This is a genomic window from Alistipes sp., from assembly GCF_048465575.1.
Taxonomy (GTDB): domain Bacteria; phylum Bacteroidota; class Bacteroidia; order Bacteroidales; family Rikenellaceae; genus Alistipes.
The window spans coordinates 63213-89328 of record NZ_DBFWLG010000024.1 but is presented as its reverse complement, the minus strand read 5'-3'; the positions used below and the strand labels follow the sequence as shown (position 1 = coordinate 89328).

26 protein-coding genes and 1 rRNA gene are annotated in these 26116 nt (G+C 58.2%); 11 read left to right on the top strand and 16 right to left on the bottom strand.

What is annotated here, in order from left to right; genetic code table 11:
- Nucleotides 1-112 (bottom strand): 16S ribosomal RNA (locus tag ACMQ11_RS07640); the annotation flags it as partial.
- Between the two features lie 590 nt (nucleotides 113-702).
- On the opposite strand from ACMQ11_RS07640, the gene ACMQ11_RS07635 reads away from it, so the two are divergent.
- A complete protein-coding gene (locus tag ACMQ11_RS07635) occupies nucleotides 703-1332 on the top strand; it encodes a YiiX/YebB-like N1pC/P60 family cysteine hydrolase (RefSeq protein ID WP_418992166.1) in 630 nt (209 codons plus the stop codon).
- A gap of 10 nt (nucleotides 1333-1342) precedes the next feature.
- Here ACMQ11_RS07635 and ACMQ11_RS07630 read toward each other — a convergent pair whose 3' ends face one another.
- The 3 genes from ACMQ11_RS07630 to ACMQ11_RS07620 all read right to left on the bottom strand — a co-directional run bounded on the left by ACMQ11_RS07630 (nucleotide 1343) and on the right by ACMQ11_RS07620 (nucleotide 3551).
- Nucleotides 1343-2098: a hypothetical protein gene (locus tag ACMQ11_RS07630; protein ID WP_418992165.1), complete on the bottom strand. Its 756-nt coding sequence runs from the start codon at nucleotides 2096-2098 to the stop codon at nucleotides 1343-1345.
- Nucleotides 2095-2820 carry a hypothetical protein gene (locus tag ACMQ11_RS07625; protein WP_418992164.1) on the bottom strand — a complete coding sequence of 242 codons (726 nt, stop codon included), beginning with the start codon at nucleotides 2818-2820 and terminating at the stop codon, nucleotides 2095-2097. The genes ACMQ11_RS07630 and ACMQ11_RS07625 overlap by 4 nt, the downstream gene beginning before the upstream one ends.
- A gap of 68 nt (nucleotides 2821-2888) precedes the next feature.
- Complete coding sequence (locus ACMQ11_RS07620) at nucleotides 2889-3551, bottom strand: MgtC/SapB family protein (protein WP_418992163.1); 663 nt, start codon at nucleotides 3549-3551, stop codon at nucleotides 2889-2891.
- A 154-nt stretch (nucleotides 3552-3705) separates the two neighbouring features.
- Between ACMQ11_RS07620 and rpmI the strand changes: the two genes are divergently transcribed.
- The 3 genes from rpmI to ACMQ11_RS07605 all read left to right on the top strand — a co-directional run bounded on the left by rpmI (nucleotide 3706) and on the right by ACMQ11_RS07605 (nucleotide 5624).
- Nucleotides 3706-3900 (top strand): 50S ribosomal protein L35, encoded by a 195-nt coding sequence (gene rpmI / locus ACMQ11_RS07615; protein WP_009598828.1) that lies wholly within the window; start codon nucleotides 3706-3708, stop codon nucleotides 3898-3900.
- A gap of 91 nt (nucleotides 3901-3991) precedes the next feature.
- On the top strand, nucleotides 3992-4336 hold the full coding sequence (gene rplT, locus ACMQ11_RS07610) for a 50S ribosomal protein L20 (protein ID WP_418992162.1): 345 nt from the start codon (nucleotides 3992-3994) through the stop codon (nucleotides 4334-4336).
- A gap of 82 nt (nucleotides 4337-4418) precedes the next feature.
- Complete coding sequence (locus ACMQ11_RS07605; protein WP_418992161.1) at nucleotides 4419-5624, top strand: MFS transporter; 1206 nt, start codon at nucleotides 4419-4421, stop codon at nucleotides 5622-5624.
- Nucleotides 5625-5673: 49 nt separating this feature from the next.
- Here the strand turns inward: ACMQ11_RS07605 and ACMQ11_RS07600 are convergent, their stop codons facing one another.
- Nucleotides 5674-6591: a hypothetical protein gene (locus tag ACMQ11_RS07600; protein WP_418992160.1), complete on the bottom strand. Its 918-nt coding sequence runs from the start codon at nucleotides 6589-6591 to the stop codon at nucleotides 5674-5676.
- Nucleotides 6592-6780: 189 nt separating this feature from the next.
- Here ACMQ11_RS07600 and ACMQ11_RS07595 point away from each other — a divergent pair, with 189 nt between their 5' ends.
- Entirely contained in the window at nucleotides 6781-7434 is a 654-nt protein-coding gene (locus ACMQ11_RS07595) for a DUF6250 domain-containing protein (RefSeq protein WP_418992159.1), read from the top strand.
- Nucleotides 7435-7463: 29 nt separating this feature from the next.
- Nucleotides 7464-8186, top strand: coding sequence for an MBL fold metallo-hydrolase (locus ACMQ11_RS07590; protein WP_418992172.1), 723 nt, complete (start codon nucleotides 7464-7466; stop codon nucleotides 8184-8186).
- A gap of 148 nt (nucleotides 8187-8334) precedes the next feature.
- Here the strand turns inward: ACMQ11_RS07590 and ACMQ11_RS07585 are convergent, their stop codons facing one another.
- From ACMQ11_RS07585 to ACMQ11_RS07570, 4 genes are all read right to left on the bottom strand, one after another.
- Nucleotides 8335-8670 (bottom strand): heavy-metal-associated domain-containing protein, encoded by a 336-nt coding sequence (locus tag ACMQ11_RS07585; RefSeq protein WP_418992158.1) that lies wholly within the window; start codon nucleotides 8668-8670, stop codon nucleotides 8335-8337.
- A gap of 162 nt (nucleotides 8671-8832) precedes the next feature.
- Nucleotides 8833-11172, bottom strand: coding sequence for a TonB-dependent receptor (locus tag ACMQ11_RS07580; protein ID WP_418992157.1), 2340 nt, complete (start codon nucleotides 11170-11172; stop codon nucleotides 8833-8835).
- Nucleotides 11173-11236: 64 nt separating this feature from the next.
- The gene (locus tag ACMQ11_RS07575) at nucleotides 11237-11656 is read right to left on the bottom strand and encodes a hypothetical protein (RefSeq protein ID WP_418992156.1); all 420 of its coding nucleotides are present in this window, start codon (nucleotides 11654-11656) and stop codon (nucleotides 11237-11239) included.
- A gap of 4 nt (nucleotides 11657-11660) precedes the next feature.
- Nucleotides 11661-11930 carry a PqqD family protein gene (locus ACMQ11_RS07570; RefSeq protein WP_418992155.1) on the bottom strand — a complete coding sequence of 90 codons (270 nt, stop codon included), beginning with the start codon at nucleotides 11928-11930 and terminating at the stop codon, nucleotides 11661-11663.
- Between the two features lie 135 nt (nucleotides 11931-12065).
- On the opposite strand from ACMQ11_RS07570, the gene ACMQ11_RS07565 reads away from it, so the two are divergent.
- The 5 genes from ACMQ11_RS07565 (at nucleotide 12066) to ACMQ11_RS07545 (ending at nucleotide 17829) form a co-directional block, all read left to right on the top strand.
- The gene (locus ACMQ11_RS07565; protein ID WP_418992171.1) at nucleotides 12066-13118 is read left to right on the top strand and encodes an acyltransferase family protein; all 1053 of its coding nucleotides are present in this window, start codon (nucleotides 12066-12068) and stop codon (nucleotides 13116-13118) included.
- A gap of 70 nt (nucleotides 13119-13188) precedes the next feature.
- Nucleotides 13189-15117, top strand: a complete 1929-nt coding sequence (locus ACMQ11_RS07560; RefSeq protein WP_418992154.1) for a RecQ family ATP-dependent DNA helicase — start codon at nucleotides 13189-13191, stop codon at nucleotides 15115-15117.
- A 12-nt stretch (nucleotides 15118-15129) separates the two neighbouring features.
- Entirely contained in the window at nucleotides 15130-15771 is a 642-nt protein-coding gene (locus ACMQ11_RS07555) for a 3'-5' exonuclease (RefSeq protein WP_418992153.1), read from the top strand.
- Nucleotides 15768-16964 (top strand): class I SAM-dependent rRNA methyltransferase, encoded by a 1197-nt coding sequence (locus tag ACMQ11_RS07550; protein ID WP_418992152.1) that lies wholly within the window; start codon nucleotides 15768-15770, stop codon nucleotides 16962-16964. The genes ACMQ11_RS07555 and ACMQ11_RS07550 overlap by 4 nt, the downstream gene beginning before the upstream one ends.
- Before the next feature lie 22 nt (nucleotides 16965-16986).
- Nucleotides 16987-17829 (top strand): alpha/beta hydrolase, encoded by an 843-nt coding sequence (locus tag ACMQ11_RS07545; RefSeq protein ID WP_418992151.1) that lies wholly within the window; start codon nucleotides 16987-16989, stop codon nucleotides 17827-17829.
- Nucleotides 17830-17887: 58 nt separating this feature from the next.
- Here ACMQ11_RS07545 and ACMQ11_RS07540 read toward each other — a convergent pair whose 3' ends face one another.
- From ACMQ11_RS07540 to ACMQ11_RS07510, 7 genes are all read right to left on the bottom strand, one after another.
- The gene (locus ACMQ11_RS07540) at nucleotides 17888-18307 is read right to left on the bottom strand and encodes a hypothetical protein (protein WP_418992150.1); all 420 of its coding nucleotides are present in this window, start codon (nucleotides 18305-18307) and stop codon (nucleotides 17888-17890) included.
- Nucleotides 18308-18322: 15 nt separating this feature from the next.
- Entirely contained in the window at nucleotides 18323-18748 is a 426-nt protein-coding gene (locus ACMQ11_RS07535) for a hypothetical protein (RefSeq protein WP_418992149.1), read from the bottom strand.
- Between the two features lie 42 nt (nucleotides 18749-18790).
- Nucleotides 18791-19336: an MAC/perforin domain-containing protein gene (locus tag ACMQ11_RS07530; protein ID WP_418992148.1), complete on the bottom strand. Its 546-nt coding sequence runs from the start codon at nucleotides 19334-19336 to the stop codon at nucleotides 18791-18793.
- Nucleotides 19300-19938: a hypothetical protein gene (locus ACMQ11_RS07525; RefSeq protein ID WP_418992147.1), complete on the bottom strand. Its 639-nt coding sequence runs from the start codon at nucleotides 19936-19938 to the stop codon at nucleotides 19300-19302. The genes ACMQ11_RS07530 and ACMQ11_RS07525 overlap by 37 nt, the downstream gene beginning before the upstream one ends.
- A 234-nt stretch (nucleotides 19939-20172) precedes the next feature.
- On the bottom strand, nucleotides 20173-22119 hold the full coding sequence (yidC, locus tag ACMQ11_RS07520; protein WP_418992146.1) for a membrane protein insertase YidC: 1947 nt from the start codon (nucleotides 22117-22119) through the stop codon (nucleotides 20173-20175).
- 29 nt (nucleotides 22120-22148) lie between these two features.
- A complete protein-coding gene (locus ACMQ11_RS07515; RefSeq protein ID WP_418992145.1) occupies nucleotides 22149-23771 on the bottom strand; it encodes a CTP synthase in 1623 nt (540 codons plus the stop codon).
- 24 nt (nucleotides 23772-23795) lie between these two features.
- Complete coding sequence (locus ACMQ11_RS07510; protein WP_418992170.1) at nucleotides 23796-25895, bottom strand: DUF349 domain-containing protein; 2100 nt, start codon at nucleotides 25893-25895, stop codon at nucleotides 23796-23798.
- Between the last annotated feature and the right edge of the window lie 221 nt (nucleotides 25896-26116).

Below are 26116 nucleotides of genomic sequence, written 5' to 3'. Positions count from 1 at the left end.
ACCCGTGCGCCGGTCGCCACCAGTGTATTGCTACACCGTGCTGCCCCTCGACTTGCATGTGTTAAGCCTGCCGCTAGCGTTCATCCTGAGCCAGGATCAAACTCTCCATTGTAAAAAATGTTTTGTTTAAATCTTTCGCTCTAATCTCAAAGGTATTGTTTGAAATCACTCTTTTGCAAGAGTGGATATAAAACTTTAGCTGCTCAAATACTTCAAAGAACGCTGCTCAATTATATTGCTATAAAGAACATTTTGTCTTTTGTTTCGGGATCGGGCCTCATCGGCTTTTCCCTTGTTCTGTCCGCTGATTTTTCAGTGGAAAGTGGTGCAAAGGTAAGTGTTATTTTTTGAACCACCAAATCTTTTCGAAAGAATTTTTCAGAAATTTTCCAGAACCTTTTTTCGTATCGTTTCGAACCGTATCACGCATTCGAAGCGGGTGCAAAGGTAAGGCTTATTTCGGAATCTCCAAAAGATTTCGGAACTTTTTTCAGAACTTTTCAAGAACGTTTTTCGTATCGTTTCGAGCGGTGTTTCTCTCTCGAAGCGGGTGCAAAGATAAGGGATTTAACGCTCAACCTCCAAATAATTCAGCCACTATTTTTCGACATTTTCAGAGCCTTTTTCACAGCCGGCTATGGTTCAGCGACTTAGTTCTGAAATATTTTTATTATCTTTGTTCCCGGCAAACAAACGACACGCATGCGGACTTTATTATACATAGGTATACTCTTTTCAGCGATCTCCTGCACCCGCACGGAACCCGAACTGCGTCCGGGCGACCTGCTGTTCCAGGCCGGCCGGCATTCGGACATGAGCAGTGCAATCACGGCTGCGACGGGGCGTAACGGCGAGCTGAATTTTTCACACGTAGGCATTGCAGCAGGGAGCCCGCGGGCCGATTCGGTGATCGAAGCCACCACCGAGGGAGGCGTCCGGATCATTGCGCTGGATGAATTTCTTGCACGGGCGGTACGCATCGAGGGCCGACCCGGTGTAGCGGTCATGCGCCTGAGAGACACGACGGGTGCGACGGAGGCCGTAGCGCGGGCGCGCACCTTTCTGGGCCAACCCTACGACTACTCGTTCCGGCCCGCGAACGGACGCATGTATTGCAGCGAACTGGTATGGGAGAGTTTTCTTGCTCCGGACGGATCGCACCTCTTCGAGGCCCGACCGATGAATTTCGGGGCACCGGACGGAACGATGCCGGCATTCTGGACCGAACTTTTCGCAAAAGCGGGTGAAGAGATTCCCCAGGGCGTTCCCGGCACCAACCCCAACGACATGGCGCGGGAGCCGATTCTGGAGCCTGCGGGCCGCTATTTCTAAGCGGGCCGGATCAAAGGTCGAGCATCAAACTCCAGCGATCTTTCTGGCCGCAATAGGTGATCTCAATCATCTCCTCCCCGAGGTAGCGGCCCGTCACGGCTTCGTCGGCGCCGGTAGGGCCCTCGGCTTGGTTGTGCGCCGCAATATCTATCGCACCGCTGTCCGGCGCCCGGGCGTTCCAGCCCTGAACGACCGGTTCCGAAATTGCATAGTCGATGTCGAGCGCGGGGGTCTCGGTGGCCCGAAGCGCCCCCTCACCCCGGAAAAACTCGGCCGAAAGCGCTCCCGAAGCATCTTCCGAAACGCGAACTCCGCTCTCGGCCGTACAGGTGAAACGGTCCAACCGCATAAGGGTGTTGGCCGTAAGCGCACCGTCCGCCGTGCCGATCACGGCTTCGGCCAGCAAGCCACCCTCCGCCGTGGAGAAGCGTATATTCCACTCAGCCCCCTCGTCGGCCAGCAGCTTGCCGTCCCGAATTTCGAACGCCCAGGTGTAGTCGGTGGAAAGAATCAGCCAGCCGTTCTCCTCTTCGACGATGCGTTCGCGGGGAAAATAGAGATCGTGAATGCGACGGCGTTCGGCTTCGGTCGGCTGCCGGAGGTATTCATCGAACTGCGCCGCCCGCAGCACAAGCGCCCGGTGAGCTCCGAAAGCGTGTTCGGTGTAGCGGAAGATTCGCCACCCGGCCTGTGTGGGCATCGCATAATCGCGCGAGGTACACCCCATGCAGAGGCCTGCAACCAACATGAAGAGCATCCGTTTCATCGTCTTCTGTTTTTACTGTCCAGCCGCCACCCGAAACCCGCGTTCAAAACGCCCCGGCACCCGACGCCAAGTTCGGTTGTGAAGAAAAATTTTCTGCCGACGGTAAGGCCCAGGAAAGTAACTTGCCCCGTCCCGACAACCCGACTGCGCAGCTGCTCTTCGAAGAAGCCGTGCCGCAGTCCCAACTGCACGCCTGCCTCCAAACCCGAATAGAGGCGGAAGCGGCTGCGGTTCATCCACAGGTAACGCACCGACGGAATGAGTGACAGATTGTATTCGCGGAGCGTTCCGACCTTGCGGTTGTCCGAGTTCCGCCATAGCCCGTCGTAAAAGGCCGCATAGGAAAGCGTCGTACCGACCTCCCAAGACCTGCCGACGCGCATGGACCAAAGCAGCGAGAGCGAGAGAAAGCTGTGGCGTCCGAAAAAAGAGTTGCGGTATTTGTCTTTCAACACCTCTTCGGCCGGGGTGTTCCACGAAACACCATCCCAATCCCGGTCGCCGTCCCACTTTTCGAACAACGGTAATGCACCGAACACGATCCTCAAATCGTGCCGAAACTCCTCGTCCACGGCGGTGGTGTGGTAGACCCGGGACGACGAAGCGGTACCGGTATGTGGCTCCGCGAGCCCGTAATCGGGTCGACTCTGCCCTGCGGCCTGAAACGCAAGGACGAAGCCCGCGAGCAGCATGGGGACGAATTTTCGGACAAAGGTTTGCATGACGGTTCAAGATAGCGATTTTTTCGCACAATCCGTCATTTCTGCAAACAATTTTTACAACCGAATATTCAGACGATCTTCTCCACCGTAATGTCGGGGTCTTCGCGCAGCAGCGTGATGTAGGCCTCCTCGTCCGAGGCGCCGCGGGCCCGGATGACGAGCGTGGCGCGGAAAACCGTTCCGTGCTGGCCGCGCACCCCCTCAACCTCGTAGGAGACCACCGCATAATCCTTGGTTCGCAGACGGTTGAACATTTGGTCGATCAACTCCTTGCGGGGTGCCGAGAAGACGATCATCGTCCGGCGGCGGCCCAGTCCGCCGAAGAAGAGCGACAGCACCTCCAGCCCGAAAAGAGTCAGCAGGGTCGCCGCACCCGCCACGATAAACATGTCTGCACCCGCCGCAAGACCGATGCCGGCCGTGGCCCACAGGCTCGCCGCCGTTGTAAGGCCCCGCACCAGCTGGCGGTGGATGATGATCGTGCCGGCACCGATGAAACCGATGCCGCTCACGACCTGTGCCGCAATGCGGCTGGGGTCGAGCCCCACGCCCGGATGGGTCAGAATGTCCGCGAAGCCGTACTGCGAAACGATCATCACCAGCGCACTGCCCAGCGCCACCAGAAAATGGGTGCGGAAGCCCGCATCCTTGACCCGGTATTCGCGGTCCACGCCGATGACCGTGCCGCACAGGCCCGCAATGCACAAACGTAAGATGAAATTCCACTCCATGCTCCCAAGGATTTCGGTTGGCTCATTCAAATATAATACAATTTTGCATGCGGTACACTACCCGGAGGATAAAAATTTTCGTTCGATGCGTTGCAGGATGAAAAAAAATGCGTACTTTTGCAGGCTATGTTTAACTAATTAACTGTTTACGACAATGCCGAAAATGAAAACCAATGCCGCTGCGAAGAAGCGTTTTACCTTCACCGGCACGGGAAAGATCAAGCGCAAACACGCTTATCACAGTCACATCCTGACCAAAAAGACGACTAAACAGAAACGCAACCTCTGCTACTCGGGTACCGTTTCCGCGGCCGACGAGGCCAAAATCAAGAACCTGCTCGTTAAATAACTAACGGCGGAAATTTTACGAATCGGATCGAAACAGCCCCGAAGAATGCGGGAGAACCGCATCGCTGCAAGATCTAAAAAAACTTTACATTATGCCACGTTCAGTAAACGCTGTCGCATCACGCGCACGTCGGAAGAAAGTTTTGAAACTTGCCAAAGGCAACTTTGGTTCAAGGGGAAACGTTTGGACCGTTGCGAAAAATACGGTCGAGAAGGGGTTGTGCTACGCTTATGCACACCGCCAGCTCAAGAAGAGGACGTTCCGTTCGCTGTGGATCACGCGTATCAACGCCGCCGTCCGCGCCCAGGGAATGACCTACTCGCAATTCATCGGCAAGATCAACGCCAAGGGAATCGCCCTCAACCGCAAGGTGATGGCCGACCTGGCGATGAACGAGCCCAAAGCATTCGAGGCAATCGTCAAAGCAGTTAAGTAATCCTCCCTTACGAGAGGATCGTAGCGGCGGACACCTCGTGTGTCCGCCTTTTTTAGCATCTTACTTGTACACACCCTGCGGTATGGAACCCTGGAAAAAGACATTCGCCGTCATCTGGAGCGGACAGCTGGCGTCGATCCTGTCGAGCGCGGTCGTCGGTTTTGCGATCATCTTCTGGATGAGCCTCGAAACCGGCTCGGCCGAGGTGCTGGCGCTGGCCGCCATTGCGGGCATGCTGCCGCAGTCGCTGCTGGGTCCGTTCGTGGGGGTCTACGTCGATCGCTGGGACCGCAAGCGAACGATGATCCTCGCGGACAGTTTCATCGCGCTCTGTACGCTTGTGCTGGCCGTGCTGTTCTGGATGGAGGCGGCCCGCATGTGGCATATCTACGTGCTGCTGGCCTGCCGCTCGGCCGGCTCGGCGTTCCACATGCCGGCCATGCAGGCGTCTGTTCCGCTGCTGGCCCCCGCGGAGCAGCTTACGCGCGTGGCGGGCGTCAACCAGGTCATCAACTCGCTGTCGAACATCGTCGGACCGGCCCTCGGGGCCGTTTTGATCAGCCTGACGGGCATCGGCAATATCCTGCTGCTGGACGTAGCCGGAGCCGCCCTCGCCTGCACCTCGCTGCTGTTCGTCCGCATCCCCAACCCAGCGCGCAGCCCGCTCAAACCGAACCTCTGGCGCGAGTTCCGCGAAGGGTTCTCGGCCATCGCCGCTGTGCCCGGCCTCGGCTGGCTCTTCACCGTCACGATCCTCGTGCTGCTGTGCATTATGCCCGTGGGGGTCATGTTCCCGCTGATGACCCTCCAGCATTTCGGGGGCGACACCTACGACATGAGCCTGATCGAGATCGTTTGGGGCGGCGGAGCGCTCGTGGGCGGAGCGATCATGGGCGCCCGCGTCTACCGCATCAACCGCATCGTTTTGATCAACGGGATGAATCTGGTGGTGGGACTTTCGTTTGCCGCCTCGGGGCTGCTGCCCCCGGGTGCGTTCGTCCTGTTTGCTGTGCTGTCGGCCATCGAGGGGATTGCGGGCGGGGTGTTCAACGCCTCGTTCGTCTCGGTGGTGCAGAGCCGCATCGACGCGGGCGTGCTGGGGCGCGTCATGTCGCTCTATTACAGCTTCGGCCTGCTCCCCTCGGCCATCGGACTGTTAGGTACGGGCTTTCTGGCCGAGGAGGTCGGGCTGACCACGACTTTCGTCGTGGCCGGCGCGGTCATCTGCCTGCTGGGCCTCGTCTCGTTCTCGATTCCCGCTGTCATGCGGCTCGACCGCCGCGCATGAAAAAAGCGGTGCGTTTCGACGCACCGCTTTTTCTTAGCCTCACACCCGGTCAGATCGTCACCACCGAACCGTTGTACCGGATGGTCTGCATGCGGCGGTTGTCGCCGTCGACGGACCACTCGATCAATACCTCCCGGGCCGGGAAAGTCGCGGTGTTGTAATTCGAAGAGATCAGTGAGGCCGCTTCCGTACCGGTGCGGATCGCAGTAATCGTCCGGTAGGTCGCATCCGTCAGCTCGTAACTGAGCGACACGGCCGACTGCCCGTCGAACGAGAAGCACGAAACCCCCTCGGCATTGCCTTCGACCTCATAATCCTTGCCCGCGCAGGCGGAGTATTTGAGCGAAGCATCGGCCGGCTTGACCGTAAACTGCGCCGTCCAGTCCGAGGCGTAATCCGCCTGGTCGAAGCCGACGATGATATTTTTCGCCGCCACCGTATAGGTGCCGTCGCCGTTGGCCCAGACACGCGAGGAGCGGCCTCCGGTCAGATGCACGGTGCTCAGCGATCCGTTCGTGACAGTCTTCATGTCGAACTCCTCGGGGATCACCTCCCAGAAATGCCCGGCATCGGTATCGGCCAGTTGCGCCACGTTGTTGGTTTTGACAAGCAGCGAGCCGCTGCGGGCATAGCCGTCGGCGCCCACGATATCGGGCCGAAAGGTGATCCGGTAGCCGGCGTCGACCTTTTCCACCGTCGTGAGGTTGTCGAAAAGCTGGCCGATCACCGTGCCGCCCGCGTACATGACGCTGCCGAGGTCCTCCTCGTCGCCGGCTTCGGCCAGCAGCATCCCCAGCCGGAATGCGGCGTTGGCGGGCTGCATGGCCAGGTGGTTCTGCGTCCGCGCCCGCTGGACGATCTCCAGACCGGGCATGACGGGTTTGAGACGCTCGTAAGTGTCGTCCTTGTCGAGGCAGGAGCCAAGCCCCAGCGCGGCAAAGAGTGTGAAAAAGAGCAGTTTTTTCATCGTGTCGCTATTTTCGTATTTCTGACTTGCCAACGGAATCGAAGAGCGGAATATTTTGTCAGCGCTCTCTTTCTCCGACCGTTCCGGTCGGGAACCGGAACAAAGGTAACGTTTTTTTCCGCTTTTGCGACCGAATTCGGACCGAAATCGGTTTTGCCATTTGCAACGAATTTCGTATCTTTATTCCGTATGAAATGCTTTGCACTCATCGGTTTGCTTTGGCTTGCGGCCTGCGGCTCCGCGGAGCGGTGGATCGCCGAGGACGAATCGGGTGCCGTGACGCTTACCCGACGGGGCGATACGCTCGAAATCGTAGCGCCCGCGGGGCTGACGCTTTGGTACGCCGAGCCGCTCGGGGGCGACTACCGCATCTCGTACGATGCGACCGTCCTGATGGAGCAGAGGCCCCACGACCGCCTGGCGGACCTCAACTGCTTCTGGGCGGCCTCCGACCCGCTCCATCCCGACGATTTCTTCGCCCGGTCCTCGTGGCGGGGCGGCGTGTTCGCCCGCTACAATTCGCTCGACCTCTTCTATGTGGGCTACGGCGGCAACGACAATACCACTACCCGCTTCCGCCGCTATTACGGTTTGCGTTACGGCGCTCCGAACGACGAGGTAAAACCCCTGGCCGGCGAATACACCGATCCGGAGTTCCTGCTTCGTCCCAACCGACCGCTCCACATCGAGATCACCGTCGAGGGTTCGCGGACCGCGTTCGCGGTCGATGGCCGGATGCTCTTCTCCCGGCGGATCGAGCCCGGCGAGGGCGACGGCTATTTCGGGCTTCGCCTGCTTTCGAACCGCACGCTCGTCTCCGGCTTCAAAATTGAAAGACTATGAAAACGATCAAACCAATTATTCTTACAGCCATGTCAATCCTTTCACTCTTCGGCTGCGGCAAAAAAGCAGCCCACGCCTACCCCTCCGACGAACTCACCGCGCGCGACGGCACGCCGATCCGGATCACGTTCTTCGCCCACGCTTCGCTCTCGATCGAGGTCGGGGGCCACTGCATCTACGTCGACCCCGTGAGCGCCGAAGCCGACTATGCCACCCTGCCGAAAGCCGACCTGGTGCTCATCACCCACTCGCACTACGACCACCTGGACCGTGCGGCCGTCGAGGCCCTCGTCACGCCGGAAACCGATATTCTGTGCGACCGCACCTCGGCCGAAGCGTTCGACATGGATTGTCACACAATGCGGCCGGGCAGCGTCGCCACGCCGCGCGACTGGGTGAAGATCGAAGCCGTCGCCGCCTACAATAACACGCCGGGGCACCTCCAGTTCCACCCCAAGGAGCGGGAAGACTGCGGCTATGTACTCACCATCGGCGGCACGCGCATCTACATTGCGGGCGACACGGAACCCACACCGGAGATGAAAGCGCTCAAGGGGATTGACATCGCGTTCCTGCCGGTCAACCAGCCCTACACCATGACCGTCGACCAGGCCGTCGAGGCCGTGAAAGCCATCCGGCCCGCCATCTTCTACCCCTACCATACGGGGCAGGTCGACGAAAAGACCGATCTCGACCGGCTCGTGCGCGAACTGGACGGCGTCACCGAGGTCCGCATACGGCCGATGGCGTAACGGCAACGGAAAAAACCGGCACGGGCGTCCTACCGGCGTATGCATCGCAAGGGCAGGTGGCACGGCTATGTCCTTTCCCTGCATGCAAAAAAGGAGTACCCTTTTCAGAGGGTACTCCTTTTCGGATAACAAACCCGAGCGGCCGCACCTATTTCTTTTCGGGTGCGGCTTTTTTCGGCTCGGCTTTCTTGGGCTCGGCCTTGACCTTGAGCGAAGCGAAACCCTTGACGATATTCGCATCGTCGTTCTTCGACGAGTCGTAGATGACGGTGACCTCTTTCTTGGCGAGGTCCACCTCGACGTCTTTCACGCCCTTTCCGAGCGAGGGGACGTTGTTGAGAATTTTCTTGACGCAGTGTTCGCAGTCGATGTCGGTCGTGAATACCGTCGTGACGGTTTTCTTCTCTTTCGCAGCGGGCTTGGCCGCCAGCGCGACGCCCGCACCCATCAGGAGGGCCAGGCAAAAAATTGCAATTTTTTTCATCATTTTATTGAATTAGGTTCGTCTTTTCGTTTCCACAGCCATTCTAATAAATATTCTGCCGCAGCCCGATATAATTTTCTCTTCCTCTTTCAAGCCTCCCTTTTCAAAGGGAGGTTTGGAGGGATTGTCTGTACCGTTCTCTATCGGGTCCGTACTACCTCGTTAATAAATATTCAGCCGCAATCCGATATAGAACTTGCGGCCCATCAGCGGCCCCCAAACGTTCATCGAGTTGAAATCCGACGACCAGGGGTTCGAAGCGCTGAGAATCGGGTCTTTCTGCCGGTAGTCGGCGATGTTCTCGCAGCCGGCGTAAATATCGAACTTGCCCACCTTGCGGCTCACCTGCGCGAAGAACATCGGGTAGCGCGGCGAGTAGTAACTGTCGTCGAGATTGCCCGTCTGCGTCGGGATGCGCGCCGGTCCGTTCAACTGCGCCGTAGCGTCGAAGACCCAGCGGCGGAACTTGGTCGCATACTGAATATTGAGCAGCGTCTTGTATTGGCTCACCAGCGGACGCTCCACGCGGGCGGAACCGCCCTCGGGTCGCTTAATCGTCATTTCGCTGTCGGTATAGCGGAACGTGGCGAAAATATCGAGCCGCTCCACGGGCGTCCACGAAAAGTCGATCTGGTAGGTGTCGGTGAACGAACGCCCGTCCGAGTTGTAGAGCACGATCCGGTCGGCATACATCTCCTGGTCGGCCACCACCGCGTTGTAGAACTGCGTGCGGAAATAGTCGAAGCTGAGCGTGGCGTTGTCCGTGCCGGCCAGCGAGAACGACTGCGTGAGGCTGCCGCCCACCGTCAGGGCTTTCTCCATGCGGTCGAAGCCCTTGAAATCGGGTATCTCGATCCGGCGGCCCGTGGCCAGCATGCCGATATTGTCGGTGATGATGTTCGTCGAACGGTACCCCAGGCCCGCCGAAGCGCGCAACGTGGTCGAAGGGGTCAGGTTCCACCTCAGATGGCCGCGCGGGGTGACGAAGAAGCGGTCGTAATAGTGGTTGTAGTCGCCCCTCACGCCTGCTACCACAGAGAACTTGTCTTTGATGGCGTAGGTGTATTCGGCATAGACGCCCGCCTCGCGCTCGTTGCGGTTGAAATCGTAATCGTGCGGCTCCGTCCCCTCGATCCAGGGCGTCGGATTCAGCAGCCCCTCGCGGTAGTAGGCCAGGTGGGCCTGCGCACCGACGATCAGCGACGAACGGTAGGTGAAATAGTGGTTGTACATCAGATTGGCCGAGAGCGAATTCTCATTGCCCCGGTAGGAGTTCAGCCCGAAATAGGCTTCTTCGTTGAAATGGTCGAAATCGGCCACGAACGCCAGGTTCGAGCGCATCTCGTCCTGCTCGTCGGGGTCGTAGACCGCGGGGCCGACGGGCATACCGATCTTGAAATAACCGTTGGCGCCCCGGTTGCGGATATGCGACCCGTAGAGGGGCATGTCGGCCCCGGAGCTCTTCCAGTCCCAGCCGTCGGCCATCGCACGGCGCATCGAGGTGTTGTCCTTGTAATCCAGCATGCCGCCCAGGCGGTTCTCCTGCACGAATTTCCAACCCCAGCGAATCTGCGTCCCGTTGTCGGCGGCATAGAGCCACTTGTTGGCAAAGTTGATCTGGTCGGCTTTCGGCAGGTCGCGGAACCCGTCGTGATTGTGATCCATCTTCCGCACATCGGTGTCCATCGAACCGTGGAGCAGGATGACGCTCGACAGCTTCTTGTCCCGCGTGACGGGAAAGGCCGTCGAAATATTGGCCTCGGGGCGCAGCTCGTCGTCGAGGTAGAGGTTGACGAAGAGCCGCTCATCGTCCGTGGGCTTGCGGTGTTCGAGGTTGATCTGCCCCGTGATAGCCTCGTGGCCCGCCGTGACCGATGCCACGCCTTTCGATACCTGAATCGAGTTGAGCCACATGCCGGGCGTGTAGCTCAGCCCGTAGGGAGCGCTCAGCCCGCGCATGATGGGGCGGTTTTCGTCGAGTATCTGGGTATAGGTTCCCGCCAGGCCCAGCATCTTGATCTGCCGGGCGCCCGAAATGGCGTCGCTGTACCCCACGGTTACCGATGCCGAGTTCTCGAACGACTCCGCCAGGTTGCAGCACGCCATTTTGCAGAGGCCGGCGAACGAGATCATCTCGCCCTTGACAATGCCGTCGCGCTTGACGAAATTGCCGCTCATCGCACCCTCGATCACCACGTCGTCGAGCGCCACGCCCTCGGCCGCAAGCCGAAACTCGACGGGCTCCGTCCCGGCTACAAGGAGCGTATCGTTTACATAACCCAGATACGACGCGACCAGTTTGTCGTACCCTTTGACCCGGTGCAACAGAAAGGCACCCCCGGCGTCGGTGCTCGCGCCGACGGTCGTTCCGGCCCAGTAGACCGAAGCCCCGACGAGCGGCTGGTTGTCCGCATCGCGGACTACGCCCCGCATATCCTGGGCATGCAGCGACACGCCGGCGGCAAGGGCCGTAAAAAGTAAGATTGCTTTGTTGATTTTCATGAAATTCCGTTATTGGTTAAAACTTTTCGGCGGACTGAATCTTGCAGCGGTCCGCGTTGGGGTTCTAAGCCAATACGGGAGGGGCGCGGAAGCCTATGGGAAGAATACGCAGGTCCGGCAGGAACGGCGCCGGACGCTCGACGGCTTTCAAGCGCAGAAAAGGTACGTGTGCCGGACACGGACACGTGGCCGCCAGCGCGGGCGGCAGGTCCAGCACGACGCATCTGGGGCCGCGCTCGTTTTCGGAGCCGGAGCCGGTGTAGAGTTCGATTTCGGTGGAGTGGCGGTCGCCGCAGCACGGGGCCGTGAGCGAATCGCCGTCTCTGCCGCCGCACGGAATATCGGTACAGTGGTGGTGGCAGCATGCGGAAACCGTTGGCGCTTTCGAGACGCATTCGCACGAAACAGAGGCATAGGCCGTTCCTCCCGTCGCAAACAGATAGACGGCGAGCAGTACCAGCGATATGTATCTTCTGAGTTTCATCTTCTTATTTTTCGACGATTCCGCACTCTTCCAGCCGGGCGATCCACTCCTCGGCGTCGTGGCGGGCTCTCTTCTCGTCCACCTCGTACTGCTCCGTAAGCAATCCGGCGACGTCCCCGGCGCTGAATTCGCGTCCGGCCAGCGCCTCCCACAAAAACAGCGACGAGGAGTTGAGCGCCACTACGCGCGTCATGTCGGCGCCGCAGCGGCCCGGCATGACGAGGATGTGCTCTCCGGCCATCTCGCGCACTTTGAACTCACGTCGTATCTTCATCGGTCTCTTCCGGAACGTAGGGTTCCGCTGCAAAAGTATGAAAAATTCCCCGAACGGCCTAATTTTTCCTGCGTTGTTCGATTCAGAAGAGTTATATTTCTTAACTTTGCGGCATAAACAGCTGCCTGATGATCCATTTTATTCCGGGGGGGGGGAAATGCGCTGTCCACCCAGCCTAAGAGTTTTATATCATCTCTTTTTTGTCTGAAAACCCTTTGCGCATTCTTTGTCGTCTGCATTCATTTTTCCGTTTTCGCACCCGGTCTGTATCCCCTGATCCGGACCGCCGTACCCGCTTTTTTCATGATTTCAGGTTATTTCATCTATTCATCCGACCGCCTGAAAGCCATTTCGCGTTGCAAACGGTCGCTGCGCAAGATCATCCTGATCACCCTCGCTGCCAATTTTTTTTACCTGACGGTCGAAGCAGTTCTCTTATCAATAGGAAAACAGCCGCCTCCCCCACAATTAAATTTTAAATCCGTACTGTATTTTATTCTGATAGGCGATAACATCAATCCTCATTTATGGTATTTGACTGCTTATATCCAGGTTTTGCTCATTTTGATGGCAATTCTTTTTCTACGAATCGAGCGACTAATTCAAATGATCATTCCGCTTGGACTGCTCCTTGCCTTACTTTCAGGCATGTATTCGTTTTTGCTGCCGGAATTACCCTATCAATCCATTTTTCCCCTGATTCGACGCTGTTCCTTCTCGATCGGCTTTCCCTTTTTCGGAATCGGATATTTGATTCGCAAACATGAACCGCAGATCATGCAAGGGCCGATCCGGTTACTCGGTCACCCCGTTGTTTGTTTGTCTTTACTGGCTCTTTCCATTGCTGAAAAAGCCATCATCTCTTCCTGTTCCGTTCTTTCTCGCGGCGACATCATTTTTTTCACGATACCCCTGACTTGTTCCATATTTCTTTTTTGTCTTCGCAAGCCTGATCTGGGCCATGGCAGTTTCGTAGAAACTATCGGACGAAAATATGCTACCGATATTTATATTTTTCAAATGTTTGCGGGAATCGTATTTACTATCGTATCGATTCGTGTTTCCGCCTTGTTTCCGCTACCGGAAATATTGTCTCCCGTATTCATTTTCCTGCTTGCGCTGCTTGGGTCCATGCTTTTCAAGCGACTTCTCAGCCGCCTGCGCTTATCTTTGTCTCCATCCGAATAAGGCGCCACGCTGATCGTGTTTTCGGATCGGCGACTATTTAGGCTCCGGAAAATTCACTACCTTTGTATTCATGGAATCCGCAGCCGGCAAAATACACGCCATTCTGAAACGCTACTGGGGCTACGAGGAGTTCCGGCCCGTGCAGCAGGAGATCATCCGCTCGGTGCTGGACGGAAGCGACACGCTCGCGCTGATGCCCACCGGCGGCGGCAAGTCGATCACCTACCAGGTTCCGACCCTTGTGCGCGAGGGGTTGTGCATCGTCGTCACGCCCCTGATCGCGCTGATGAAAGACCAGGTGGACCGCCTGCGCGCACGCCGCATTCCGGCCGTCGCCATCCACTCGGGGCTGTCGCCCCGCCAGATCGACATCGCGCTGGACAACTGCGTCTACGGCGATGTGAAATTCCTCTACGTGGCCCCCGAGCGGCTGGCGACCGAGGCGTTCCGCCTCAGGGTGGTGCGCATGAACGTCTCGCTCCTGGCCGTCGACGAGGCCCACTGCATCTCGCAGTGGGGCTACGATTTCCGCCCCTCGTACCTGCGCATCGCCGAACTGCGGGAGAAACTCCCGGGAGTTCCGGTGCTGGCACTCACCGCGTCGGCCACCAAACTCGTGGCCGAAAACATCATGCACCACCTCCGTTTCGCGGAGCCGCACATCCTCCGCAGCAGTTTCGCGCGGCCCAACCTCTCGTACAGCGTCCGCCATACCGACGACAAGGAGGGGCAGCTGCTGCGGCTTGTACGCAACGTCCCCGGCTCGGGCATCGTCTACGTCCGCACGCGCGAGGGCACGGAACAGATCGCCGCTATGCTGCGTGACAACAGCATCGCGGCCGCAGCCTACCACGGCGGCATGGCGCACGCCGAACGGGCGGCGCGCCAGGAGGAGTGGCTCTCGGGCAAGACGCGCGTGATGGTAGCCACCAATGCGTTCGGAATGGGAATCGACAAGGCCGACGTGCGCTTCGTTGCGCACTACGCTCCGTGCGACTCGCTCGAAAGCTACTACCAGGAGGCGGGCCGCGCGGGCCGTGACGGGAAGTGGGCCTACGCCCTGCTGCTCGTCGGGGCTGACGATGCCGAGCGTATCGTGCGCCGCTTCGAGCAGGAATTTCCGCCGCTCGAAAAGGTCAAGGAAATTTACGAACGCGTCTGTTCCTACCTCCAGGTGGGTATCGGCGACGGGGCCGAAGCGTCCTTTTTGTTCAATATCCACGATTTCTGCGCCCGCGAGCACCTCTACGGCGGCACCGTGCAGAGCGCCCTGAAGCTCTTGCAACAGAACGGTTATCTGACCCTGACCGACGCCCAAGAGAACCCCGCGCGCATCCTCTTCACGGTCAGCCGCGACGACCTCTACAAACTGCGCGTGCAGCGCAGCGACTTGGACCATTTCATCCGCACGCTCCTGAGACTCTACAACGGGGTCTTCACCGAGTTCCGCCCCATCGACGAGGGCGAGATCGCCACCTGGAGCGGATACACCGTCCCGCGGGTCAAGGAGCTGCTCAAGCGCCTGTGGCAGCTGCGCGTCATCCGCTACATCCCCTCCAACCGCTCGCCGATCCTCTTTCTCGACGAGGAGCGGCTGCCGCGGGCCGACCTCTACATCGCGCCGGAGACCTACAAGCGGCGGCAGGAGCTGATGCGCGAACGGTTCGAGCGGATGATTGCCTACGCCGCCAACGAGACGCATTGCCGGAGCGTCTTTCTGGAGGAGTATTTCGGGCAGGGCGACGCCGAGCCGTGCGGCGTCTGCGACATCTGCCTGGCGCGCCGCCGGGCAGAAAAACAGGCGGCCGCTCCCGCCTGGGAGGAGTCCGGCCTGCGACAGGAGGTGCTGCGACTTCTCGCGGCCGGGACGACCGATCCGCGCACGCTGTTACGTGCCGTGGCCGCGCCGCCCGACCGCGTGGCCGAGGCATTGCGCGCGCTGCACGACGAGGGCAAAATCACCACCCGCGAAGACGGTAATCTGGAAATAATTGCGTAATTTTGCGGGAACATGACTACCGTTAACACTTTCGTCGACAAGATCAGCAACGAACAGACCGCCCTGCTCCCGGCCGTGGAGTTCCGTGGCGAGATACGCATCGTGGAGCACGAACGCGACATCGCGCCCGCCTGCAAATACCTCATGCAGCAACCTCTGGTAGGGTTCGACACCGAGACACGTCCCTCGTTCCGCCCGGGCGTTACGTACCGCGTGTCGCTTCTGCAACTGGCCACCCCTGAGCGCTGCTACCTCTTCCGGCTCAACCGGATTCCGCTTGCAAAACCCATTTTGCAACTGCTCGAATCGCGTCAGGTGCTCAAGATCGGCGCCGACGTGGCGGGCGACCTCCGCTCGCTCAGGCAAATCCGCCATTTCCGCGACGGTGGCTTCGTCGACCTGCAAACGATCGCCCCGGCCTGGGGTATCGAGGAGAAGAGCCTGCGCAAACTCTCGGCCATCGTGCTCGGCAAGCGCGTCTCGAAAGCACAGCGGCTGAGCAACTGGGAGGCCACGACCCTCACGGACAAGCAGCAACTCTACGCCGCCACCGACGCCTGGGTCTGCACGCGCATCTACGACCGGTTGCAGCACACCCCGAAAATCAAGCGCGCCAGCGCACGCACACCCAAAACCAGCGAAAAACAAGCATGACACCGCAAATCTACCTGCGCCGTGGCAAGGAGGAGTCGCTCCTGCGCCGACACCCCTGGATCTTCTCGGGCGCCATCGACTACATCAAGGCCGAGGAGGAGTCCGAAATCGCAGAGGGGGCTTTGGTCGAGGTCTACACCTCCAAGGGCGATTTCATCGCCCGGGGCCACTACCAGATCGGCTCAATCGCCGTGCGCGTCCTCTCGTTCGACGCAGAGCCGATCGACGCCGCATGGTGGGAGCGCCGCATCGCCGTAGCCGCGGACGTGCGGCGCACGCTGGGCCTTGCGGAAAACCCTGCCACCACCTGCTACCGCCTTGTCCATGGCGAGGGCGACTCGCTGCCGGGGCTTGTCGTCGACATCTATGGCACGACGGCCGTCGTCCAGTGCCACTCGGCAGGCATGTACCGTTCGCGCATGGAGATCGCCCGGGCCATCCGCACGGTGTATGGCGAACGCATCGCAGCCATCTACGACAAGTCGTCGCAGACCCTGCCTTTCAAGGCCGATCTGGGCGCCGTGGACGGCTACCTCTGGGGGCACGCCGATCCCTCGCAGGTAGTGCTCGAAAACGGGGAGCAGTTTCGTGTCAACTGGGAAAAGGGGCAGAAAACCGGCTTCTTCCTCGACCAGCGCAAGAACCGCGAACTGGTCAAGCGCTATGCCAAAGGGCGCACGGTGCTCAACACGTTTTGCTACACGGGCGGATTCTCGGTCTATGCCCTTTCGGGCGGCGCCCGCGAGGTTTGCTCGGTAGACTCCTCGGAGCGGGCCGTGGCGCTGGCCACGGAGAACATGCGCCTGAATTTCGGCCCCGACGCTCCGCACACCGAGATCGTGGCCGACGCCGTGGAGTACCTGCGCGACATCGGCGACCGCTACGACCTGATTATCCTCGACCCGCCGGCATTCGCCAAGCACCACAAGGTACTGGGCAACGCCATGCAGGGCTACAAGCGGCTCAATGCCCGGGCGCTCGCGCAAATCCGGCCCGGGGGCATTCTCTTCACATTCTCCTGCTCGCAGGCCGTTTCGAAAGAGTTGTTTCGCACCACCGTTTTCTCCGCTGCGGCCATTGCCGGACGCCGAGTCCGCATCCTGCACCAGTTGACGCAGCCCGCCGACCACCCGATCAACATCTACCACCCCGAGGGCGAATACCTCAAGGGGCTGGTGCTCTATGTGGAATAACTGCCATTCCTTTCATCTGCCCATGAAACGCCCCCTGCTCCTGCTTGCGGCCCTCGCGGTCCTGGCAACGGCTGCGGCACAGAGCCGCATCGAAACGTTCTCCGTCCCAAGCGCGATCCTCGGCTGCGAAAGGCCCTGCACGGTCTACCTGCCCGACGGTTACGACCGCTGCGGGGAGCATTACCCGGTGCTCTACCTGCTCCACGGCGCCGGCGGCAGCCACACCAACTGGACCGAGCTGGGCAACCTGCGGCAGATCGCCGACGAAGCGATCGCCGAGGGGCGTATCCGACCGATGATCGTCGTCATGCCCGACGCCTCGGACGACGGTCGCTCCGACGCCCAATGGCGCGTAGGCTATTTCGATCTTCCGGGCTGGGAGTATGCGCGGTTCTTCATCGAAGAACTGCTGCCCGCGGTGGAGGGGCACTACCGCATACGCGGCGACAAGGCGCACCGCGCCATCGCCGGATTGTCGATGGGTGGCTGCGGCACGCTCTACTATGCCCAACACCACCCCGAACTGTTCGGATCGGCCTGTCCGTTGAGCGCGCTGATACAGTTCGACGCTCCGCGCAAGGCCTCCAATCCCGATTACATCGCCGCTTTCGAGAAACACAATGCCCTGACATTTCTGCGCACGATGACCGCCCAGGAGGCAGATGCCCTGCGCACGGTCCGCTGGTGGGTCGACTGCGGCGACGACGATTTCCTGTGGGAGGGCAATGTTCTTTTCTACACGGAGATGCGCCGCCGCAACATCCCGCTCCAATTTCGCATGCGCGACGGCGGCCACACCTGGCGCTACTGGCGGACGGCCCTGCCCGACGTCCTGCTGTTCGTCTCGGCGGGATTCGGAAAGTAAAATTTCAGTCCATTCCAAACACGAAAAGCGGCCCTCGCTGGGGCCGCTTTGCATTTTATCAGTAAACCCGGTCAAGTATCATAATACCTCTATCGCTCACATTTTCATATAGATCGCTATGCAGTTCGAGTTTATTCGGCTGAGCCGAAATCACAAACCAACTTCCCTCCAAATGCCCGTCTCCTCTCGCATACTTGAGGCATTTCCCATCGAATTGATATTCGAACGAGGTGATAAAGGGTTCATAATCCGGATAGGTCACAGTCACACTCTTCGAAATACCTGTTTTTTCAGACGAAAACTGAAACGATACATTCTTCGTATAGTAAACCTTACCGTTTTCGTACCAGTTCACTTGGCCCTGCCAGGCTGTATTCAACAAATCCCCGGCTTTCATTCGGAATTCCTCCTTGTCGCTATCACAAGAAAGGCACAACACACCTACCAAACCAAATAAGAGAATTTTATACCATTTCATAATTCAAAGATTAAGTTATAAACCGATCACCCGATAATTATTGCACAAATCCAGGATATTGAGTTTCCCGGTCCGCATCGTTTCGACCCATTCCCGAATGCCATACACATCGACCGTATAATCATCATTGGGGAAAGAGAACGCGAATTTCTGTTCCGGATCGTACAGGTAGACCATGTTGTTTTTTTCATTGACAAATTTCAACATTTTTACCTCGTTTACATTATCCAACCGGAAAAACAGCCACTCTTTTTTCCCAAATGGCAACATAGTGGTATCATAATTTTTATAATTTCTTATGATTTTTATATCAAAGAAAGATTTTTTTTGATACATCCATCCAGCTATAACTTGGTCGAGTGTCAAATTATCCCAACCGGTAAATATCTCTTTCGCAGGACTCAAAATAACTTTATCCCCGTGTCGAGTGTTTAAGATCACATTGATTTCATTTGGCCCGCTAACTTGATTAAAAGTGGCAAATTAAATATATGGTAGTTGTTGTTGCAAGGTTTTGATATTGTTATTGTGGACCTCACTGATCCGCTGGCGGAAATTTTCTTCGAGCAGGAAATCGGAAATCGGATGAAGCCCTCCGTCCTGGATTCCGATAACCGCATGATTGTCGGGATTTTGCAGTGATGCCAGCCAACTCGAAAGATCGATATTTACATCTCCTATTGTTTTCGCACCCATGCCGACACCGGTGCTGCTGGCTCCGCCAATGGTTTTAAGTGACATTTTCACAGATTCGAACCTTTTTTTGGTTTCTTCCGCTTCGCTTTTGTTATTGGTGAACCCGAAACCGAAACCGAGCGAATCCGACTTATTGAATATACAGGATGCCTCCATGCTGGCTTGCAACCCTTCTACCCGTGCTGTAGTATTGCTGTATTTATATTGGTAGGCGTGATACAGAGCGGAGGCACGCCCACCGGTATAATATCCCGTTAAAACGAATGGTCCATAGACGGAAAGAAGTTCGTCGATAGTTAGATTGTAGAGTTGCTCGTTGAAATCCGGGTCCAAATATTCCGCCCTATTCGCTTATTTGAAAGCGAAGAAGTCATTAAAGAATATAAACCATTCTGAATATCGACGCTCAGTTCGCCGTAGGCATCCAGGTTGCTTTCCGTAACATGAGTAGCAAAAGTACGTTCGATCACTAATTTGCGTCCGATGGAAAAGAACCCCAGATTCAGACGAAAACCGGTTGATATTTTATCGGTTACTGATGATTTGCGTTCGTACTCCTCATCCGTGGAATAGGCATAGGAACTCATCTCGCTTTTGAACAGCCCGTCTTTCTTCAAATAACTCGGATGGTCGGCTCGCAACCGCTCCAGATCGATCACTGGATAGAGGATATTCTCCTGATCTCCCAGTATGGAGGTAATATTGTTGTAGGAGCGGCCCACAAAGTCCTCGAGTTTTGTGAACCCGCTGTTGGTCGCACGGGTAGCCATCGAGCGGATGGCTCGGTTGGGTACAGTGGGAAGAGAGGGATCCCGAGGCTGCAAAATTTCTACTCCCTCTTCATGCGGATTCGCCGGATTTCCATTTTCCACATCCTCTTTCACACATGCCACCGACATTGCCAGGCTAAGAAGCAAAATAACAGTCCGTTTCATAATGCTGAATTTTAAGGGTTAATGATGAAATATCAAGGTATCCGTTGGATATTAAGACATCTCTAACCGGTAATAATTTGCATTCAGTCAATCCTCTAATTTGAAAAAGAAATACACCCGTTTTCAAATATACACTAAAATTTTAGACAATACAACTATTAATAGTAAATAAATAAAAAAAGGGCCAAAGAAAGCGAAAAGCTTTCTCCGACCCGAACTCAAAAAATTTAATAACTACCTCCGTTTGCCGCGCTCGGCCTGCTGCTGGCGCATCATCTCCTCGTAGCGGGCCTGGAATTTCGATTTCTTGCCTTTCGATTTCTTCGCGGCATTGGCCTGCATCACGGCCTGGATCTTCCCGTCGTCGACCATGCGGCGGATGACGAGCGTCTGGCCGATGGTCAGCAGGTTCGACAGCAGGTAGTAGTAGCACAGGCCGCTCGAGTAGCTGTTGAACCAGAACAGCAGCATGACGGGCATCATGTAGACCATCATGAATTTCATGCCGGCCATCTGCGGCTGCGACGAGGCCGTCTGCTGGTAGTTGTAGTACGAGTAGGCGAAGGTCGAGAGGGCCATCAAAAGGGCGAACAGCGAGACGTGGTCGCCGTAGAACGGGATCGAGAACGGCAGGTTGAGCACGCTGTCGTACGAAGAGAGATCGCCGGCCCAGAGGAAAGGTTGCTCCCGCAACTCGATCGAGGCGGGGAAGAAGCGGAACATGGCGATCAGGATCGGCATCTGGATGAGCATCGGGATACACCCGCCCATCGGGTTGATACCCGCTCTCTTATAGAGCTCCATGGTCGCCTGCTGTTTCTTCATGGCGTCCTCCTGCTTGGGGTATTTCTTGGCCAGTTCGTCGACCTGCGGTTTGATGAGCCGCATCTTAGCCATCGAGACGTAACTCTTATACGTCAGCGGCGAAATGATCAGACGAATCAGCACCGCCAGAATCAGGATGATGATACCGAACGACGCGATGTAGTTGCGCAGGAAATCGAAGACCGGAATCACGCACCAGCGGTTGATCCAACCGAAAATACCCCATCCGAGCGGGATGAGCCGCTCCAGGTAGAGGTCCTTGCCCCCGACGTCGATCTTCTTGAGGATCGAGTATTTGTTGGGACCGAAATAGAAAGCGAAATCATACACTTCGGTCTGCGCGTTGTAGGGCACGGTCATCTTGGCCGCGAACTCCTTGATATAGCCCGAGCCGGGCTGTGCCGTGCGGAACGACATCGTGGCGTTCGAGATATTCTCCGGAGCGATGAAGACCGACGAGAAGAACTGCTGCTTGAATCCCAACCAGTTGAGCGAGGTGGTTACGTCTTTCGACTTGTCGCTCTCGCTCATGCCCAGCTCCTCGATCGAGGTCTCGTCCGGAAAACGGTAGGCCACCGTGGTGTACATGTTTTCGTTCTTGAAGCCCCGCTCGTTCTGGTAGGAGGTGTTCGACCAGTCGATCCCCAGCGAGGTCTGGTTGGCCATGACCTGCGCCATGCCCACCAGCCGCACGTCGAAATCGACGAGGTAGTCTCGCTGGGGCGCTGCTCCATTATATATAAGGTATCTGTATTCGAGCCACGCCTCTTCGCCCACGTTCAGGCGCATGGCCACCACCTGTGCGCCGTCCTCGGCCGTCTCGACCGGCAGGGGCGTGAAATAGTAGTCCATCGTATTGACCCGCACGTTGTTCAGGCCGTTCTTGATAAAGAACGACAACCCGAAATAGGCCGTTGCGGGGTCGAACAGCTCGACCGGCCGGTTGCGCTCGCCGCGCGGAGCGTATTGCGTGTAGTCCTTGAGCGTGACGCCCGTGATCTGGCCGCCGAGGGTCGAAAAGCGCACCGTCATCACCTCGTTCTCGATGGTGATCTCCTGGACCTCGCCCTCGCGCGCCGAGGCCAGGTATTCGCCCAACTGAGCCACCTGCCGCTCGCGCACCGCATCGGACGCGGCACTCGCTGCCACGACCGAATCGCCGCTCCCGACGGCGGCGAGGGCCGTCGAATCGGCCGCAGGGATCGCCGGGCGCGTCGCGGCCGCCACCGAATCCTGGTAGGCCTTGAAAGCGGCCATCTGCTCCTGATACTCTTTCTGCTGCTGGCTGTTGAAATAGGCGAATCCCAGGAACAGGACCGCGACTACGACAACACCTAAAATCGTTTTTTTATCCATTTACAGTTTTTTCGGTCTCTTACATGCAACTATTTCTTCTCTTCGCAGTACCCGATCGCAGCCTTGACGAACGCCACGAACAGCGGCGAGGGGCTCAGCACGGTGCTCTTGTACTCGGGGTGGTACTGCACGCCGACGAACCAGGGGTGGTTCTCCAACTCGACGGCCTCGACCAGGTTGGTATCGGGGTTGACGCCCACGGCTTTCATGCCCGCGCTCTCGAACTGCTGGAGGTAGTCGTTGTTGAACTCGTAGCGGTGGCGGTGGCGCTCCGAAATGTTGAGTTTGCCGTAGGCGGCAGCCACTTTCGAGCCTTTCTTCAGTGCACAGGGATAGGCGCCCAGGCGCATCGTTCCGCCTTTGGCCGTCACGCCTTTCTGCTCCTCCATCAGGTCGATCACCGGATGGGGCGTCGACTCCATCTCGCTCGAATTGGCGTCGGCGATGCCCAGCACGTTGCGTGCGAACTCGATCACGGCGCACTGCATGCCCAGGCAGATACCCAGGAACGGGATGCCGTTCTCGCGGGCGAAGCGCACGGCCTCGATTTTGCCCTCGATGCCGCGGTTTCCGAATCCGGGAGCCACCAGGATGCCGCACATTTTCCCCAGCAGCGCGGCCGAGGTCTCCGGGGTCAGTTTCTCCGAATTGACATAGCGCAGCTTGACCTTGGCATCGTTCACGGCGCCCGCATGGACGAACGACTCGCAGATCGACTTGTAGGCGTCCGGCAGCTCGGTGTACTTGCCCACCAGGGCGATTTCGAGTTTTTTCGCGGGATGCTTGATCTTCTCCACATGCGCCGTCCAGGCCGCCATGTCGAGCTCCTGGTCGGCCGGGAGGTTCAGCTTGTCGAGCACCACCTCGTCCAGGTGCTGCTCGTGCATCTTCATCGGCACCTCGTAGATCGTGGGCACGTCGATCGACTCCATCACGGCGTTGGGGTCGACGTTGCAGAAGAGCGCGACCTTGCGGCGCAGCGACGTCGAGAGCGGATGCTCGGTGCGCAGCACCAGAATATCGGGCTGCAAACCGTTCTCCAACAGGGCCTTGACCGAATGCTGCGTGGGTTTGGTCTTCAGTTCGCCCGATGCAGCCATGTAGGGAATCAGCGTCAGGTGGACCAGCGCCGTATTCTTGTAGCCGAGCGAGTAGCGCAGCTGGCGGACCGACTCGATGAACGGCAGCGACTCGATGTCGCCCACCGTGCCGCCGATCTCGGTGATGATGATGTCGTATTTCTTGGTCTGCGCGAGCATCTGGATGCGGCGCTTGATCTCGTCGGTGATGTGGGGGATGACCTGTACGGTCTTGCCCAGGTATTCGCCCTTGCGTTCCTTCTCGATGACGCTCTTGTAAATGCGTCCCGTGGTCACGTTGTTCGATTTCGACGTGGGCTGGTTGGTAAAACGCTCGTAATGGCCCAGGTCGAGGTCGGTCTCGGCGCCGTCTTCCGTGACGTAGCACTCGCCGTGCTCGTAGGGGTTGAGCGTACCGGGATCGACGTTGATATAGGGGTCGAGTTTCTGAATGGTCACCGAATAGCCGCGGGCCTGCAACAGCCGGGCGATCGACGCCGCAATAATTCCCTTGCCGAGCGAAGAGGCCACACCGCCCGTCACGAAAATGTACTTGGGTTTGGAAAGTTTCATTACCGTAGTTCCTTTTATACTGATTTAATCCTTGTTCTGGTCATGCTGCTCCCGGGCGGCTTCGCGGTCGATCAGCTTGACCTTTTCGATGGTCGCGGCGATCTCCTCGCGGGCACGGTCGATCTTGGCTTTCACGTCGGCCACCAGGGCCTCGGCATTCTTCGACTTGGCGAAGAACCCGATGTTGTTCTCCAAGAGAGCGACCTCCTGTTCCAGTTGGCGCACCTTGTTGTACAACCGCTCACGCTCCGTGCGCACGCGGCGGTCGCCGGCACCTTTCAACGAGGAGACTTTCTCGCGGAAGCGGTTCATCGAACGGTCGCGCTCCGAGCCGCGCAGGGCGTTGAACAACTCGTCCACGGCAGCCTTGTAGCGCTTCTGCACGGCCTCTTTCTGCTTGATGGGCACGAACCCGATCTCGCCCCAGCGGCGCTGGAACTCACGGATCACCTCGTAGCCTCCGGCCCGCACATCGGCCGCGGCCATTTCGTCCAAGAGGGCGATCTTCTTCTGCAAATTCTCCTCGTACTCGCCGTCCACCGAGGCAAAATGGGCCCCCTTGCGTTCGAAGAACCGGTCGCAGGCCGAACGAAACCGCTTCCAGATAGCGTCCGAGTGGCGCCGCGATACGGCTCCGATCTGCTTCCAGCGTGCCTGCAAGGCGATCAGTTCGTCGGTCGTCTTCTTCCAGTCTTCGCTGTTCACAAACGACTCGGCGGCCTCGCATATCTCGGTTTTGAGCTGTAAATTGTGTTCCATCTCCGACTTGACGGCCGAATAGAACTGCCGCTTGGCCTCGAAGAAGCGGTCGCAGGCCGTGCGGAACCGCTCGTAGATGCGGTTGTTGTCTTTCTTGGGGGCGAACCCGATCGTCTTCCAGGTCTTCTGGATTTCGAGCAGGCGGTCGCTGGCGCGGTTCCACTCCTTGCGGGTGGTCATCGGCTGCGAGTAGAGCTCCTCCGTGGCGGCGCACAAGGCCGTCTTGAGTTCCAGGTTTTTGAGCTGCTCCCCTTTCAGCGTTTCGAAATGCTCCTGATGCTGCTTGTTGATACGGCTCGAAGCGGCCTTGAAACGCTCCCAGAGCGCCTCCTTAAACTCGTTGGCCACCGGTCCCGTCTCGCGCCACTCGTCGTGCAGTTTCTGCAACTTGTGGAACGCCTCGATGACCGAGGGTTCGAGCACCAGCGCCTCGGCCTGCTCGCAGAGGGCTACCTTCTGCTCGTAATTCTTCTTCAGGTCCAGGTCGCGCAGCTCCTTGTTGATCTTGATGAAGCTGTAAAAGTTCTCGACATGCAGGTTGTAGGTCTCCCACAGGTCCTTGACATACTGCTGGGGCACAATGCCGGTCTCTTTCCAGCGCTGCTGCAAATCGCGGAACCGGTTGAACGTATGGTTGAGCGTCTCGTCCGAGTTGACCAGCTCTTTCAGTTCGTCGATGATTCCGAGCTTGACCTTGTAGTTGGCCTCTTTCTCGGCCTCCAGATTGGCGATGAACTCGTCGCGGCGGCGGCGGTACTCCTTGAACAGCTCTTTGAGCTGCACCTCGTTTCCGTCGACCGACGGAGCGAAATCCTCCTCGGCGCCGCCCTCCTCGAGGAACGTGCGGCGTGCGGCCTCCACCTCGGCGCGGCGCAGGCGGTAGAAAGCGATCTTGAGCGCCTCGACGTCGCGGCGGAGCGACTGCACGGGGCGTTCCTCCATCATCCGGGCGAAGAGCGCCACCAGCTCCTCTTTCGACTTGCCGGCAAACGGGTCCGCCTCGGCCGGAGTTTCGGCAGCCAGCTGCCCGGCAGCCTCCTCCTCGGGCGTCTCCGCATCGAGGTCCAACCCGGCATCCTGTGCCGCGAGAGCGGCCTCCTCGTCCGAAAAATCGACCCGCTCGTCCGCCGCTTCCGACTCCTCGTCCGTTCCGACAGCCACCGCCCCGGTCCGGATACGGGCACGCTTCGCGCGCACCCCGGGCTCCGGTTCCTGCGTATTGGGCGTAGCTGCCTCCGTTTCCGGCGCAGCCGCCACGTCCGATTCCGCAACGGCCTCGGCTTCCGGTGCTACAACCTCTTCCGGTTCCGCAGCAACCTCGTTTTCGGGTACAGTCCGCTCTACCTGCTCGTCCACAGCCTCCATTTCCGGCGCGGCGACCGACTCCGGTTCCTCGACAGCCTCCGACTGCGGTGCTGCCTCGATTTCGGTCGCGGGTTCACTTGCGCAAACCGCGGCCTCTGCGGCCGGCTTCTCTTCAACGGCGGGCTGTGCATCGGCGACAGGCTCCTTCGCAGCGGCCGGCTCCAGCCGGGCAGTCTCGACCTCTCCCGCAAGTGCAGGTTCGGCTATTTCGGCAGCAGCCG